Source organism: Corynebacterium sp. (assembly GCF_030532325.1).
GTDB lineage: Bacteria > Actinomycetota > Actinomycetes > Mycobacteriales > Mycobacteriaceae > Corynebacterium.
This window is the reverse complement of sequence record NZ_JAUNLS010000001.1, coordinates 196,618-210,662: the sequence shown is the minus strand read 5'-3', so window position 1 is coordinate 210,662 and position 14,045 is coordinate 196,618. Positions and strand designations below refer to the sequence as shown.

13 protein-coding genes are annotated in these 14,045 nt (G+C 65.9%); 7 read left to right on the top strand and 6 right to left on the bottom strand.

Translation table 11 applies throughout. From position 1 onward, the window contains the following. On the top strand, positions 1–493 hold a 493-nt coding region (locus Q4E25_RS00990), incomplete at its 5' end, for an anti-sigma factor (RefSeq protein WP_303153024.1). A 40-nt stretch (positions 494–533) separates the two neighbouring features. On the opposite strand, the gene Q4E25_RS00985 is transcribed toward Q4E25_RS00990, so the two are convergent. Next, entirely contained in the window at positions 534–695 is a 162-nt protein-coding gene (locus Q4E25_RS00985; protein ID WP_303153022.1) for a hypothetical protein, read from the bottom strand. Between the two features lie 93 nt (positions 696–788). Then, complete coding sequence (locus tag Q4E25_RS00980; protein ID WP_303153020.1) at positions 789–983, bottom strand: hypothetical protein; 195 nt, start codon at positions 981–983, stop codon at positions 789–791. 221 nt (positions 984–1,204) lie between these two features. On the opposite strand from Q4E25_RS00980, the gene Q4E25_RS00975 reads away from it, so the two are divergent. The 3 genes from Q4E25_RS00975 to Q4E25_RS00965 are packed head-to-tail and all read left to right on the top strand — an operon-like array spanning position 1,205 to position 5,265. After that, on the top strand, positions 1,205–3,772 hold the full coding sequence (locus Q4E25_RS00975; protein ID WP_303153018.1) for a nitric-oxide reductase large subunit: 2,568 nt from the start codon (positions 1,205–1,207) through the stop codon (positions 3,770–3,772). After that, positions 3,772–4,413, top strand: a complete 642-nt coding sequence (locus Q4E25_RS00970; RefSeq protein WP_303153017.1) for a hypothetical protein — start codon at positions 3,772–3,774, stop codon at positions 4,411–4,413. Before Q4E25_RS00975 ends, Q4E25_RS00970 begins: the two co-directional genes overlap by 1 nt. A gap of 12 nt (positions 4,414–4,425) precedes the next feature. Continuing rightward, complete coding sequence (locus Q4E25_RS00965; protein WP_303153188.1) at positions 4,426–5,265, top strand: slipin family protein; 840 nt, start codon at positions 4,426–4,428, stop codon at positions 5,263–5,265. Here the strand turns inward: Q4E25_RS00965 and Q4E25_RS00960 are convergent. After that, the gene (locus Q4E25_RS00960) at positions 5,251–6,561 is read right to left on the bottom strand and encodes a PLP-dependent aminotransferase family protein (protein ID WP_303153016.1); all 1,311 of its coding nucleotides are present in this window, start codon (positions 6,559–6,561) and stop codon (positions 5,251–5,253) included. The two genes, Q4E25_RS00965 and Q4E25_RS00960, sit on opposite strands and share 15 nt — an antisense overlap. 81 nt (positions 6,562–6,642) lie before the next feature. Between Q4E25_RS00960 and pdxS the strand changes: the two genes are divergently transcribed. Further along, positions 6,643–7,545 (top strand): pyridoxal 5'-phosphate synthase lyase subunit PdxS, encoded by a 903-nt coding sequence (pdxS, locus tag Q4E25_RS00955; protein ID WP_303153015.1) that lies wholly within the window; start codon positions 6,643–6,645, stop codon positions 7,543–7,545. A gap of 4 nt (positions 7,546–7,549) precedes the next feature. After that, positions 7,550–8,182, top strand: a complete 633-nt coding sequence (gene pdxT, locus Q4E25_RS00950) for a pyridoxal 5'-phosphate synthase glutaminase subunit PdxT (RefSeq protein WP_303153013.1) — start codon at positions 7,550–7,552, stop codon at positions 8,180–8,182. Positions 8,183–8,267: 85 nt separating this feature from the next. On the opposite strand, the gene Q4E25_RS00945 is transcribed toward pdxT, so the two are convergent. After that, complete coding sequence (locus Q4E25_RS00945; RefSeq protein ID WP_303153010.1) at positions 8,268–9,308, bottom strand: HNH endonuclease signature motif containing protein; 1,041 nt, start codon at positions 9,306–9,308, stop codon at positions 8,268–8,270. Positions 9,309–9,421: 113 nt separating this feature from the next. Next, positions 9,422–11,518, bottom strand: a complete 2,097-nt coding sequence (locus tag Q4E25_RS00940) for a M3 family metallopeptidase (RefSeq protein ID WP_303153008.1) — start codon at positions 11,516–11,518, stop codon at positions 9,422–9,424. 101 nt (positions 11,519–11,619) lie between these two features. Here Q4E25_RS00940 and Q4E25_RS00935 point away from each other — a divergent pair, with 101 nt between their 5' ends. Further along, positions 11,620–11,778 (top strand): hypothetical protein, encoded by a 159-nt coding sequence (locus Q4E25_RS00935; RefSeq protein ID WP_303153007.1) that lies wholly within the window; start codon positions 11,620–11,622, stop codon positions 11,776–11,778. A gap of 50 nt (positions 11,779–11,828) precedes the next feature. On the opposite strand, the gene Q4E25_RS00930 is transcribed toward Q4E25_RS00935, so the two are convergent. Continuing rightward, positions 11,829–14,012 (bottom strand): NADP-dependent isocitrate dehydrogenase, encoded by a 2,184-nt coding sequence (locus Q4E25_RS00930; protein ID WP_303153005.1) that lies wholly within the window; start codon positions 14,010–14,012, stop codon positions 11,829–11,831. Positions 14,013–14,045: the final 33 nt, after the last annotated feature.

Here is a 14,045-nt window from a genome sequence, read left to right as displayed (position 1 = left end):
CGAGATCATCGAGCTGCCCCGCCGCCGCTGGCGCGCGTTCGTCGCCGTGCCGGTGGCCGCGGCGGTGCTCGTCGCGGGGTTCGCTCTGTGGACCGGCGGCCCCGGAGCCAGCGGCCCGGACAGCGGTGAGCGCGTGGTGGCGGAATCGGCGGGGGAGAAATCCATGCACGCCATCATGGCGGCCGAGGATCTCATGACCGCCAACGCGAACGCCTCCGGGGCCACGCTGGACATCGTGTCCTCCGCGGAGATGGACAAGTCTGGCGCGATGGTAGACGGCCAACCCCGCCTCGACGCAGGCATGGGCGCCCAGGTGTGGGCGGTCTCCGCGGATGGCACGGTGACCTCGGCGGGGGTGATCGGCCAGGATCCGCACGACGGCGTGTGGATGCCCTTCGAGGGCGAGGCCGTCAAGGTCATGGTGACCGAGGAGCCCATGGCCGGCAGCGCGGAGCCGACCGGCCGCACGCTCGCGGAGGTCCGCCTGAGCTAGGCACCTGAATTGGGCGCCTGGGCTAGGCGGCGCGATGGCTTTAGCGCGGGGCATCCGGCGGCAGCAGTCCGGCGTTGTGGAGACCGCGCTTGATCTCATTGAGCCGCTTGGTGAGCATGAACAGCCACGCCATAATGGCGATGAGCGGGAGAAACGAGACCAGTAGAACCGCGATGATAATGAGTGCTTCCGTGATTGCCATGCCTCGAGACTAAATGCCCGCGGCGGGCTGGCCAAGGGGACGAAAGTTCCCGAGCCGCGAAAGCTTGCGGGCCACGAAAGATCCCGGGCCGCGCTACTTCTTGCGCAGCAGGTACCAGCCGCCGAGGATGACGCCGAAGAGGATGAGGGCCGAGGCGATGAAAACCATGGCGACGACGATGGTCGCGTGTGGGTCGTTGAGGAAGATCATCGACGTGATCGCCGCGAGGAAGATCGCCGCGAACAAAGTGATGAGCCAATTGCGCTTGGTGTGTTCTGCGAAAGTCATGGCTTAATTGTTACGGAAAAACCGGGGGTAAACAAGAGTCGGGGGTGAGATTGGCGCGCGCGGGGTGAAAAATGGGCCAAGCGGTGTGGAAACGGCGCCGTGTGGCCCGCGAACTGTCACACCCGGTGGGGGTGAGGCGCAGTGGAGGCTCTATTTAAGACGCCTCGAGCCGTACATAATGAGGTGGTCCCGGTCTCTATATCGTGAAAAGGAATCAACCTATGGCCACCTCTCCTGCGGGAGCGCCGGATCGCTCAAAACCGGTGCTCACACTGAGCAACGTCTGGGTGCAAGGCGTTGCGCTCGTCATGATTTTCGGCTTCCTCGTCATGGGCTTCTTGGCGTATCGCACGTACACGGCGTCGATGCCGCTGCCCGAGAAGATCGTCTCCCAATCCACCGGTGAGACGATTCTGACCAAAGATGAAATCCGCAATGGTCAGGCTCTCTACCAGGCGCGCGGCCTGCAGCAATATGGATCCGTGCTGGGCCACGGCGCGTACCTCGGCCCCGATTACACCGCCGAGTACCTGAGGCTTTCCCTCGACCACGCCCGCGAGCAGAACCAAGAACACGGGCTTCCCGACGTCGTGGATCCCCACGCCACCCCAGAAGAAGCCGTCGTCGAGGAGTTCCGCACCAACCGCTACGACACCGAAAGCGGCGTGCTGGAGTGGACCGATAACCAGATTTCCGCCTTCGAGGCCATCAAGGATCACTACGCCGCGTACTTTGGGGAGGACTCCAACCAGTACGGCTTGCCCTCGAACTTCATCACCGACGAAAAGGAGATCAACAACCTCGTCGGCTTCTTTGGCTGGACTGCCTGGGCCTCGGCGGCCGAGCGCCCTGGGCACGACTACTCCTACACCAACAACTGGCCCGCAGAGCCGCGCGTGGACAACGGCCCCACCGCGGATCTCGTGGTGTGGTCGGTGCTCTCTCTCATCGCACTCATCGGCGGCACCGGCCTGATTTTTGCCATCTATGGGCGCTGGTCCAAGTCCATTGGCTGGCACTCCGAGGAGGCTCCGAACCTTGACTTCACCCAGCCCGGCGAGGTGGGCCTGACCAAGTCCCAGAAGGTCGTCGCGTGGTTCGTCCTCGTCATCGCCTTGCTCTTCCTCATCCAGGCGCTGCTGGGCGCGGCCAGCGAGCACTATCGCACCGAGCTCACCGGCTTCTTTGGCATCCCCTTGCAGGAGATCCTGCCCTACAACGTCTCGCGTACCTGGCACCTCCAGCTCTCCCTGCTGTGGACCGCGGGCGGCCTGCTGGCGGCCGGTATTTTCCTCGCCTCCTTCGTGGGCAAGAAGGAGCCCAAGGGCCAGCACTGGCTCGTGTGGTTCCTCCTCGGCGCCATCGCCTTCGTGGTCTTTGGCTCCATGGCCTTCGAGTGGCTGTCCACCATGGGCTACATCAAGGAAGGCACCCTCTTCTCCCAGCAGTGGGAGTTCCTGGACCTGCCGCGCTTCTTCCAAATTCTGCTCACCGTGGGCATGTTTGTGTGGATCGGCATCATCTTCCGCCAGCTGCGCGGGCGCCTGAAGAACGAGCACAAGTCCAATATGCCGTGGATGTTCTTCTACGCAGGTATCGCCATCCCGGCCTTCTATGCCGTGGGTAACCTCGCGGGCTCCGAGACGCACATTTCGGTGGCCGAGTTCTGGCGCTTCTGGGTGGTGCATCTGTGGGTAGAGGACTTCCTGGAGCTCTTCACCACCGTTATGGTGGCCTACGTCTTTGTGCTGCTGGGCGTTATCCGTGAAAAGATCGCCCTGGGAATCATCTTCCTGGATATCATCCTCTATTCCACAGGCGGTGTCCTCGGCACCATGCACCACCTGTACTTCTCCGGCACGCCGGTGGAGCACATGGCCCTGGGCGCGTTCTTCTCTGCCGCCGAGGTCGTGCCGCTGACCCTGCTCACCGTGGAGGCCTGGACCTTCATGCAGCTGGGCTCGCGCCAGCGCGCCTCGGGCGAGCGCCCCTTCCCGCACCGCTGGGCGGTCATGTTCCTCGTGGCTGTGGGCTTCTGGAACTTCCTGGGTGCGGGCATCTTTGGCTTCCTGGTCAACCTGCCCATCGTCTCCTACTACGAAATCGGCACGGCCCTGACCGCCAACCACGCCCACGGCGCCATGATGGGCGTCTACGGCTTCCTGGCCGTCGGCCTGTCGGTCTTTGCGCTGCGCTACCTCATCCCCCAAGAAAAGTGGTCCGATAAGGCCATGGCCTGGGCCTTCTGGCTGCAAAACATTGGCCTGCTGTGGATGGTGGTCATCTCGCTGCTACCGCTGGGCATCATGCAGCTCTACGAATCCGTGGCCACCGGCTACGTCGAAGCCCGCTCCCTGGGCTACATCACCCAGCCCGGCAACTTCGTCATGGAGTGGCTGCGCATGCCTGGCGACGTCCTCTTCCTCGCCGGCATCATCCCCTTCCTGTGGATGGCCCTGCGCGGAGTGCTCTACAACAAACACATCCCCACCGTCGACGAGCACCCCACCAACCCGTTGTTTAGCATCATCGCCCCCGACGAGGACGACCACGCCGGTGAAATCCCCGTGGGCTCCTCGGTGGGATTGGTCTCGGGTGGAAAGGGGCGCGTCGACAAGCGCATGCACACCTCGGGGCGCCGGTATGGCTACATCGACGAGCGCGGTGCCTTCGTGGAGGAGCAGGATCCCGACGCCGGCCGCGGCGACTCCGCCGGGGAGACCACCCCGCAATTCGAGACGCGAACCAGGTGGGGCGGCACCTATCGCTCCGACAAGAAGGACGACTAATGCCGAGTATGTTGACCATGCTGGCCACCTGCTACGGCCTGTTCCTGCTCGTGGTGGCCTGGGCATTCGACGTCATGGCCAAGCAGACAGCGAACCGCACCATGGCTAACCAGTCAGGTACCTTCCGCTACCTCGAAGAGCACGACGCCTGGCAATGCCCGGAAGACCAGTGGCTGTGGCCGTCGAGTTTTGATCCGGAAAACCGCGTCATGCGCTACCGGGCCAATCCCACGGTGTGCAACACCTGCCCGGTGAAGCAGCAGTGCACGGTCTCCCACCATGGCCGCGAGGTCACCCGCCAGCTGGATCCGTGGCCCCACTCGGACTCGGGGCGCTTCCACCGTGGCATCGCCCTGGCGGTGGCCGCGATGGGCTATCTGCTGCCGCTGGCCTCGCTGATACACAACCACTCGCTTGCCGACGCCCTCCTCACCGCCGCCACCATCTTGCTCATCACCGGCTGTGGGGTCTACCCGCTGGCGCGGCATCTGTGGAATACGCCCTCGAACGCGCCGAAGATCGTGGTTCCCGAGATGACAAACCGAGAGGCTGAGTTGGCGGCGCAGGTGGACCGCTACGGCTCGAAGTATGGAAAGTCAACGCGCTACCGTTCGGTGCGCCAGTCGATGGAAGGAAAGTAAGTGTCCGCACCTGTGTTTTGGCCAATCGTCATTGGCATCATCATTGCGCTCATCGGCGTCTTTTTGTCCTACTCGCTCAAGGTGATTAAGCAGTACGAGCGCGGCGTGACCTTCCGCTTTGGTCACCTGCGCCCGCTGCTGCAACCGGGGCTGCACTTCCTGTGGCCGGGCGTGGACAAGTTGCAGAAGGTGGACTTGCGCGTGGTGACGCTGACGATTCCGCCGCAGGAGATCATCACCAAGGACAACGTGTCCGTGCGCGTTAACGCGGTGGTGATGTTCGAGGTCATCGACTCGGAGAAAGCCGTGGTCCAGGTGGAAAACTACGCGGTGGCCACCTCCCAGATTGCGCAGACCACACTGCGCTCGCTGCTGGGCCGGGCGAGCCTGGATGACCTGCTCGCGCACCGCGAGGAGCTCAACGAGGATTTGGCCAAGATCATCAACGGGCAGACGGAGCGCTGGGGAGTCATCACCCGGATCGTGGAGATTAAGGACGTGGAGATCCCGGAGATGATGCAGCGCGCCCTCGCCCGCGAGGCGGAAGCCGAGCGTGAGCGCCGCGCCAAGGTGATCTCGGCGCACGGCGAGCTGCAGTCCTCCCACGAGCTGCGCGAGGCGGCCGAGGAGCTGGCCAAGGCTCCGGCGGCGCTGCAGCTGCGCTACATGCAGACTGTCTTGGAGCTGGGCGCGGACCAGAATTCCACGATTGTCTTCCCGCTGCCCATGGACATCATGGGTGGGTTCATGGAGAACCTCGGGTCCTTCTCCAAGGGCTTCCAGGATTTCAATCAGAACTTCTCCAAACTCGTCGGCGGGCAGACCAGCCAGGAGGACTCAGCCTCCCACTAGGTGGGCGATGATGCCGAGGCTGGTGGCCAGGTCCACGTCGCTGAGGTGGCCAAAGCCCAGCACCACGCCGTCCTCGGCGTCCACGCCGCCCCAGTAATCGCGCAGTGGGGTCAGCCGCACGCCGTGGGCGGCGGCGCGCTCCACGAGGGAGGTATCGCACAAGAGCACCGCGTGCAGCCCGCCGTTGATGGGCAGCAGGCGCGCGCCCTCCAGCTCACCGAGCGTGTGCGCCACCAGGTTGCGCCGGCGCTTGTAGGTCCGCCGCATCTTGGCCGTGTGCCGCCGCAGGGCGCCGCTGGCCAGGTAGTTTGCAATCGCGGTCTGCGGGATGGCGCCCACCGGCTGGCCAAAGACCTCCCGCACGGCGTCCACCGCCGCGTGCAGGCGCGCGGGAAGCACCACAAAGCCGCAGGCGATGTCGGGGGAGATCACCGTCGAGAACGTGCCCAGCAGCACCGTGTGCTCCGGCGCGAGCGAACTCAACGCCGGCAGCGGCTGGCCCACGTAGCGCAGCTCGGAATCGAAGTCATCCTCGATGAGCAGCGCGTCATTGCTGCGCGCCCACTCCACTAGCTCGGCCCGGCGCTCTGCGGGCAGCGAGGCCCCGTAGGGGTACTGGTGGCTCGGGGTCACGATGAGCACGTCCAGCGGTACGCGGGGGACGGTGACGCCGTGGGCGTCGGTGGGGACGTCGACAAGCGTGTGCCCCAAGGTCTCCGGCACGCGCCGCAAGCTGGGGTAGCCCGGCGATTCCACGCCCACCCGCAGACTCCCGCCGCCGGAGAGCGCGCGCAGCAGCACGCTTAAGCCATCGCGCGCGCCAGCGGTGACGCGGATGTGTGAGGCCGCCACCCGCAGCCCCCGCATGTGCCGCAGGTGGTGGGTGATCTCCGCCGGCAGGTCCCCGTCTGGCGCCGAGACTGCCGCGCGCCACGCCGCCCGCCATTCGGGGGTGATGATCCCCCCGGTATCGGGCAGTCCGGGGGTGAGTTCGAGCAGCTGCGGCTGGGGCGGGGCGGGGGCCTCGACAGGCGGGGCGGGTGCGAAGCTGTGGGGCAGCCGGGGGTTGACCACGGTGCCGGAGCCGACCTGCGAAACCAGGTAGCCCTCGCCGTCCAGCTGCTCGTAGGCGGTGACCACGCTGCCGCGGGAAACGCCCAGTTCAGAGGCTAGGCTGCGGGTCGAGGGCAGCGGCTCGCCGGGCAGGAGGAAGCCGGTGTGGATCTGCTGCCGGATGGCCTCGGCAATCTGCACCGGCAGGGCCCGGGTATCGGCGGGCTCGAGGAGAATGTTCATCACCCCAGTCTAAGTGGTCCAATCCAACACGCGGGAAATGGCTCTTGTCTTAGTCCAATTCTTGGGGTCAAGATGTGATGCATGACTGAGAACACGAACAACCAGGGGCGCGCCACAACGCGCGTCAAGCGAGGACTCGCAGACATGCTCAAGGGCGGCGTCATCATGGACGTCGTCACCCCGGAACAGGCACGCATCGCCGAGGACGCCGGCGCTGCCGCCGTCATGGCGCTCGAGCGCGTGCCGGCTGACATCCGCGCCCAGGGCGGGGTGGCCCGCATGTCGGACCCGGACCTCATCGAGGGCATTGTCAACGCCGTCTCCATCCCCGTCATGGCCAAGTCCCGCATCGGCCACTTCGTCGAGGCACAGATCCTGGCGGAGCTGGGCGTGGACTTCATCGACGAGTCCGAGGTGCTGAGCCCCGCGGACTACGTCAACCACATCAACAAGTGGGACTTCGAGGTGCCGTTCGTCTGCGGCGCTACCAACCTGGGCGAGGCCCTGCGCCGCATCACCGAGGGTGCGGCGATGATCCGTTCCAAGGGCGAGGCCGGCACGGGCGACGTCTCCGAGGCCGTCAAGCACCTGCGCACCATCCGCGGGGAGATTGCCCGCCTGCGCAACCTGGACCGCGACGAGCTCTACGTGGCTGCCAAGGAGCTGCAGGCTCCCTACGACCTCGTGGCGGAGGTGGCTGAGACCGGCAAGCTGCCGGTGGTGCTCTTTGTGGCCGGTGGCGTGGCCACGCCTGCCGACGCCGCCCTCGTCCGCCAGATGGGCGCCGAAGGCGTGTTCGTGGGCTCGGGCATTTTCAAGTCCGGCGAGCCGGCCAAGCGCGCGGCGGCGATTGTCAAGGCCGCCACCCTCTATGACCAGCCCGCGGAGCTGGCCCGCATCAGCCGTGGCCTGGGTGAAGCCATGGTGGGCATCAACGTCTCCGACGTCCCCGCCCCGCACCGCCTGGCAGAACGTGGCTGGTAATCCGGTGCCACGTATCGGAGTGCTCTCGCTGCAGGGCGGCGTCGAGGAGCACCTGGCGATTCTCGAGTCGCTCGGTGCTGAGGTGCGCCGCGTGCGCCTGCCGCGGGATCTCGAGGGCCTCGACGGGATTGTGTTGCCGGGTGGGGAGTCGACGACCATCGACAAGCTGGCCCGCGCCTTCGAGCTGGCGCAGCCGCTGCGTGCCGCCATCGAGGAGGGCCTGCCTACCCTCGCCACTTGCGCGGGGCTCATCTATGCCGCGCGCGAGCTGGACAATCCCGCGCCGGGGCAGCACACGCTGGGCGTGCTCGACGTCACCGTGCGTCGCAACGCCTTTGGCAACCAGCGCTTCTCGGAGGAGCGCACCGTCCCGGTGCATTGGGGCGCAACGCAGGGTGGCGCGGCCGAGGAGATCGCGGTGGAGGCCTCCTTTATTCGCGCGCCCATCGTTACCCGGGTGGGCGAGGGCGTGGAGGTCATCGCCACGGTACCGGCCGATAATGCCGAGGTCGGCGCAGGGTCCGACGGCACAGAGCTCATTGTGGGCGTGCGCCAGGGAGGGGTCACGGCGCTGAGCTTCCACCCGGAAGAAAACGGTGACGCCCGCGTGCACGCCGCCTGGCTGGAGCACCGCTAAAACTGGAGCACCGCTGACGCTACTTCCTGCCGCGCAACGCCGAGTAGCGCCGCGCACTGGGGTGTGCGGGCGCTGGGCGGAATCCCTAGTTGAAGGGGCTGGTGAACACCGGGCTCGCCGGGTAGGGCGGCTGCCAGGCCGCCCTTCCTCCCACGCGAATCATCCGGCCCCGGCGGGGCGGGTTCGTGGTGGAATCATCGTTGACGCCGTTGTGATAGGGGCACAAGGGCACCAGGTTGGCGATGTTGGTGGGCCCGCCGCGGGCCCAGGGGATGATGTGGTGTATCTGGCACTTCTCCAGTGGCACCGTGCAGTCCTTCCACGCGCAGCAGGTGAACTCCGCCGCGAGCATGATGCGCTGCTTCGGCGAGGCCACGCGCCTGGTGCGGTAGAAGTCGAGCGAGCCGTGCTCGCGGCTGACAATCGCCACGAATCCCAGCTCCAGGCTCGTGCGCTCGACAAGCTGCGCGCCGGTCATGGTGGCGCCGTTGGTACAGCGCACGATGATGTCCTCGTCGGGGCCAACACCGTCAGCGCCTTCTGCGCGCTCGACCAGCGAGGCATAATCCTCCAGCGTGAGCACGGCCATCGTGGTTATCTGCGGGGTGGTGACCTCGCCGCCGAGTGCTTCGAAAAAGCTCTCGCCCGGGCGGGCGGGATCGATGCGGCGGAACACCGAGCCCAACCTCAAGGAATCCGCGGTGACCTGAATCGTGGCCAGTCCATTGCCGTGCTCGGTGAGCGTGGCCCGCTCGACGTACTCGCGCGGCTTCTTCTTCTCCCGCAGGCGCTTGCGGGCCACCTTCTCCACCAACTCGGCGCTGGTCCCGCACAGCTCCACGCGCAGATCCCAGGCCTCGCGCTGGTGGCGCACCTTGGCCGCGAAGGTCTCGATGAGCTGCAGCGTGGTCAGCCCGTGGCCCCGCTCCCGCGCGGCCGCCACCGCCGCGCGCTGCTTGCCGCTAAACGCCGTGTCTCCGAAGTAGACGTGGTTGAGGGTGAGGAGGGTGGTGGCGTCGTCACGCGGAGCACCCAGGGCCACGAGCTCGTCCTCGCTCATGCCTGAGCACTCGGCCAGGCGGTCCATGACCTGGCCGAGCAGCGCGCACAACGTCTCTAATCTCATAGCCCTGACACTAAAGGCACCCGCGCACGCGCCACCAGATCTATTTCCGGCGCCCGGCGAAAACTGTGGATAACCCCGCGCCGCCGCACAAGTTATCCACAAAGCGCAGGGCGCTAGGCGCCGGTGAGGCCGCGGCGCTTGAGCAGCGGCGTGACATCCTTGTCGCGGCCGCGCAGCTCGCGGTAGGCCTCGGTGAAATCGCGCGAGGCGCCCTTGGACAGCACGATGTCGCGGAAGCGCTGGCCGGCGGCGCGGGCCGCCTCAGCAGCCGAGGTGGAATCGGCCTCCGCGGCCGCACTGCCCGCCGCGCCCTGTTCCTCAAACCAGGAGAAACCATCGGCGTCGAGAGCCTCCGCCCACAGGTAGGAGTAGTAGCCCGCAGAGTAGCCACCGGCAAAGATGTGGTTGAAATACGTGGAGCGGTAGCGCGGCGCAATGTAGGGGTTATCCAGCCCAGCCTCCCGCAGGGCGGCGGCCTCAAACTCTGCGACGGCCTCCGGAGTGGCTTCCAGCTCGGCGGCCTGCGCAGCACTCAGCGAGTGCCAGGCCAGGTCGATGATCGAGGCCGCCAGGTACTCCGCAGTGGAAAACCCCTGGCCAAACTCGGCGGCCTCCGCCACGGCCTCCAGCAGCGCGTCGGGGATGACCTCTCCGGTATCCACGTGGCGGGCGTAGCGCTTGACCAGCGTCGGATCCAGTGCCCAGTTCTCGTTGATCTGCGAGGGGAACTCCACCCAGTCGCGCGGGACGTTGGTGCCGGCGAAGGTGGGGTAGCGGACATCGGAAAGCAGGCCATGCAGCGCGTGGCCGAACTCGTGGAAGACCGTGCGCAGCTCGTCCAGGCTCAGCAGCGGCTGGGAACCGTCGGCGGGCTTGGTAATACCCATGACGTTGACGATGACCGGCTTGCGCTCCAACAGCCCTGACTGGCCCACGAACTCGCTCATCCAGGCACCGCCGCGCTTGGTGGGGCGGCCGAAGTAATCGGTGACAAACAGTCCGATGCCGGCGGGCTCGGCTCCCTCAGCGGCGGGCGCGTCGAAGACCTCCCACACGCGCACGCCCTCGGCGTAGCCCTGCAGATCCTCGCGCGGGACCACCGTGATGCCGTAGAGGCGCTCGGCGGCGGCGAACACGCCCTCGGTGAGCACGGTCTCCAGCGGGAAGTACTTGCGCAGCTCTTCTTCATCCAGCGAGAAGTCGCGGGCACGGACCTTGGACTCCCAGTAGGGCCAGTCGGCGGCGTGGAAGTCCTCGCCGCGCAGCTCGGATTCCTCGGCCAGAAGTTTCTGCTCGCCGGCGGCGTTGGCGGCGGCCGCGGGGGCGAGCTCGAAGAGCATGTCGCGGGCGGCCTGGGCGCTGCCGGCGGTTTCCTCGGCGATGACGTAGTCCGCGTGGGTGGCATACCCCAGCAGTTCGGCGCGCTCGGCGCGCAACTTCACGGCCTCGATCAGCCCCGGGATGTTGTTTTCGCTTCCGCGGCTTAGCGACGCCTCATACAACCGACGCCGCGAGTTCCCACTACTCAACCGCGCCTGTTCCGACTGCACCGAGGGCAGCTCCAGCGGGATGACGTAGCCCTCCCGGCCGAGGGCCTGGGCGTCTGCAGCGGCGGAGGCGATGCGCTCGGCGGGTAGGCCGGCGAGTTCTTCCTCGCTGAAGCTCACCGCGCGTTCGCGGGTGGAGGCCATGAGGTTGCGGCCAAACTCCTCGCTGAGTGCGGAGAGGCGTTGGTTGATCTCGGACAGTCGCGCTTTGCCTGGTGAGTCGAGGTCCGCGCCCTTGCGGGCGAAGGTGCGCAGGAGGTGGGCGTGGAGGCGTTGGGATTCGGCGTCGGCAGGCGGCTGGGCCTCCTTGAGGCGCGCGTAGAGGACGGCGTCCTGGTACATGGCGTCGTAGTGCGCGGACAGGCGCGGCCAGAGCTCGGCGCCGATCTCTTCCATCTCATCGGTGACGTCGGTGCCGGAGAGGTTGGAGAACACGGAGACGACGCGCTCGAGGTCCTGGCCGGAACGCTCGAGGGCCTCGACGGTGTTTTCCCAGGTGGGGGCGTCTGTGTTCTCGGTGATGGCGGCGATCTCCGCGCGGTGACGGGCGAGTGCCTCCTCGAAGGCCGGCAGGTAGTGCTCGACCTTGATCTCCGCGAAGGGCGGCAGCTGGTAGGGCAGTGGCGAGGGGTGCAAAAGGGGATTCGTCTCAAGTGAACTCATAAGTGACGACTGTACCCATTAGCGGCCCTCTATGTGACCGTTTTCACTTAACGGGATTGGTGGGGCTGCGCGAGAACCAGGTTTCTTGCACAATGAAGGCTATGAAACCACAATCGCTTGCACTTGGTCTGGGGCTGTCCAGCGCGGCCATCGTGGTGGTTGGCCTTCCCTCCGCGGATTATGTCTGGATGCTACGCATTAGCCTATTGACTTCGATCCTGTGGATCTCCGCTTTCTTTATCACCCGCAAAGAACACTAAGCCCCGGGCAGTCCGCGAGGGACCGTCCGGGGCATCAGCGCTGTGAAGAATTACTTCTTCAAGCCGTCGATGATCTCGTTGAAGGCAGCGACCGGGCGCATGACGGCGGAGAGCTTCTCCTCGTCCGGCGCGTAGTAGCCGCCCAGGTCAACCGGGGAGCCCTGGACGTCGAGCAGAGCCTGCTCGATCTCAGCGGCCTTGGCCTCGAGGGCCTCGGCGACCGGCTTGAAGGCGGCGGCGAGGTCGGCGTCCTCGGTCTGCGCAGCCAGCTCCTTGGCCCAGTTGAGGGTCAGGAAGAAGTGGGAGCCGCGGTTATCGTTCTCGCCCACCTTGCGGGAGGGGGACTTGCCCTCGTCGAGCAGGGTCTCGGTGGCCTTATCCAGGGCGTCGGCAAGCACGCCGGCCTTGGAGTTGCCGTGGGCGTTGAGCTCGTGGCGGAAGGACTCAGCCAGAGCCAGGAACTCACCCAGGGAATCCCAGCGCAGGTGGTTCTCCTCCTGCACCTGCTGGACGTGCTTCGGGGCGGAGCCGCCGGCACCGGTCTCGAAGAGGCCGCCGCCCGCCATGAGCGGAACGACAGACAGCATCTTGGCGGAGGTACCCAGCTCGAGGATGGGGAAGAGGTCGGTGTTGTAGTCACGCAGCACGTTGCCGGTCACGGAGATGGTGTCCTCGCCGCGGCGGATGCGCTCGACGGAAATCTTGGTGGCCTCCACCGGGGAGGCGATGGAGATGTCCAGGCCCTCGGTGTCATGATCCTTGAGGTACTTCTCCACCAGGGAGATGAGGTTGGCGTCGTGGCCGCGCTCCGGATCCAGCCAGAAGATGGCCTTCATGCCGGAGAGACGAGCGCGGTTGACAGCCAGCTTGACCCAGTCCTGGATCGGGGCGTCCTTGGTCTGGCAGGCGCGCCAGATATCGCCGGCCTCGACGTCGTGGGAGATAAGGATCTCGCCGGCGGAGTTGACCACCTGCACGGTGCCGTCGGCCGGGATCTTGAAGGTCTTGTTGTGGGAGCCGTACTCCTCAGCCTTCTGCGCCATGAGGCCGACGTTCGGCACAGTACCCATGGAGGAGGGATCGAAGGCGCCGTTGGCCTTGCAGTCCTCGATGACGGCCTGGTAGACGCCGGCGTAGGAGGAATCCGGGATGACAGCCAGGGTGTCCTGCTCCTCGTCGTTCTTGTTCCACATGTGGCCGGAGGTGCGGATCATGGCCGGCATGGAGGCGTCGATGATGACGTCGGAAGGAACGTGCAGGTTGGAGATGCCCTTCGCGGAGTTCACCATGGCCAGGTCCGGACCGTTCTCCAGAGCGGCGTCGAAGGCAGCCTTGATCTCCTCACCGTTGTCCAGGGACTTCAGGCCCTCGTAGATGGCGCCGAGGCCGTTCTCGCCGTTGAGACCGGCGGCCTCGAGCTCCTCGCCGTACTTCTCAAAGACGTCAGCGAAGAAGGCGCGCACCACGTGGCCGAAGATGATGGGATCGGAGACCTTCATCATGGTGGCCTTGAGGTGAGCGGAGAAGAGCACGCCCTCCTCCTTGGCGCGGGCGACCTGTGCCTTGAGGAACTCGTCAAGAGCCTTGGCGGACATGAAGGTGCCGTCCACGACCTCACCCTTGAGCACCGGCAGCTTCTCCAGCAAGACCTGCTCGGAGTCGCCGGAGACCAGCTTGATCTGCAGGGTGTCTTCCTCCGGCATGATGACGGACTTCTCGTTGTGGCGGAAGTCATTGGCGTCCATGGTGGCCACGTTGGTCTTGGAATCAGCGGACCACGCGCCCATCTTGTGCGGGTACTTCTTGGCAAAGTTCTTCACGGCGATCGGCGCGCGGCGGTCGGAGTTGCCCTCACGCAGCACCGGGTTGACAGCGGAGCCGGTGACCACGGCGTACTTCTCGGGGGCGTCCTCGTAGTCCGGGATGTCGAAGCCGTCAGCCTGCAGCTCGGCGATGGCCTTCTTCAGCTGCACCAGGGAGGCGGAGATGTTCGGCAGCTTGATGATGTTTGCTTCCGGGGTCTTGGCCAGCTTGCCCAGCTCGGTGAGGGCATCCTCGACCTTCTTGTCACCCAGGCGCTCCGGGAACTGCGCCAGGATGCGGCCGGCTAGGGAGATGTCGCGGGTCTCGACCTCGATGTCGGCGGTGGAGGCGAAAGCCTCAACAACCGGCTTGAAAGAGTAGGTAGCCAGAAGCGGGGCTTCGTCCGTACGGGTCCAGATAATCTTAGCCATGTTTCTCCTAATGAATTGAAAACGTCTCGACCA

What these genes read in the sequence shown, in the direction of transcription:
- Q4E25_RS00985 (WP_303153022.1), bottom strand. Translation starts at nt 695, where the DNA reads ATGGCAATCACGGAAGCACTCATTATCATCGCGGTTCTACTGGTCTCG.
- Q4E25_RS00980 (WP_303153020.1), bottom strand. Translation starts at nt 983, where the DNA reads ATGACTTTCGCAGAACACACCAAGCGCAATTGGCTCATCACTTTGTTC.
- Q4E25_RS00975 (WP_303153018.1), top strand. Translation starts at nt 1,205, where the DNA reads ATGGCCACCTCTCCTGCGGGAGCGCCGGATCGCTCAAAACCGGTGCTC.
- Q4E25_RS00970 (WP_303153017.1), top strand. Translation starts at nt 3,772, where the DNA reads ATGCCGAGTATGTTGACCATGCTGGCCACCTGCTACGGCCTGTTCCTG.
- Q4E25_RS00960 (WP_303153016.1), bottom strand. Translation starts at nt 6,561, where the DNA reads ATGAACATTCTCCTCGAGCCCGCCGATACCCGGGCCCTGCCGGTGCAG.
- pdxS (WP_303153015.1), top strand. Translation starts at nt 6,643, where the DNA reads ATGACTGAGAACACGAACAACCAGGGGCGCGCCACAACGCGCGTCAAG.
- Q4E25_RS00945 (WP_303153010.1), bottom strand. Translation starts at nt 9,308, where the DNA reads ATGAGATTAGAGACGTTGTGCGCGCTGCTCGGCCAGGTCATGGACCGC.
- Q4E25_RS00940 (WP_303153008.1), bottom strand. Translation starts at nt 11,518, where the DNA reads ATGAGTTCACTTGAGACGAATCCCCTTTTGCACCCCTCGCCACTGCCC.
- Q4E25_RS00935 (WP_303153007.1), top strand. Translation starts at nt 11,620, where the DNA reads ATGAAACCACAATCGCTTGCACTTGGTCTGGGGCTGTCCAGCGCGGCC.
- Q4E25_RS00930 (WP_303153005.1), bottom strand. Translation starts at nt 14,012, where the DNA reads ATGGCTAAGATTATCTGGACCCGTACGGACGAAGCCCCGCTTCTGGCT.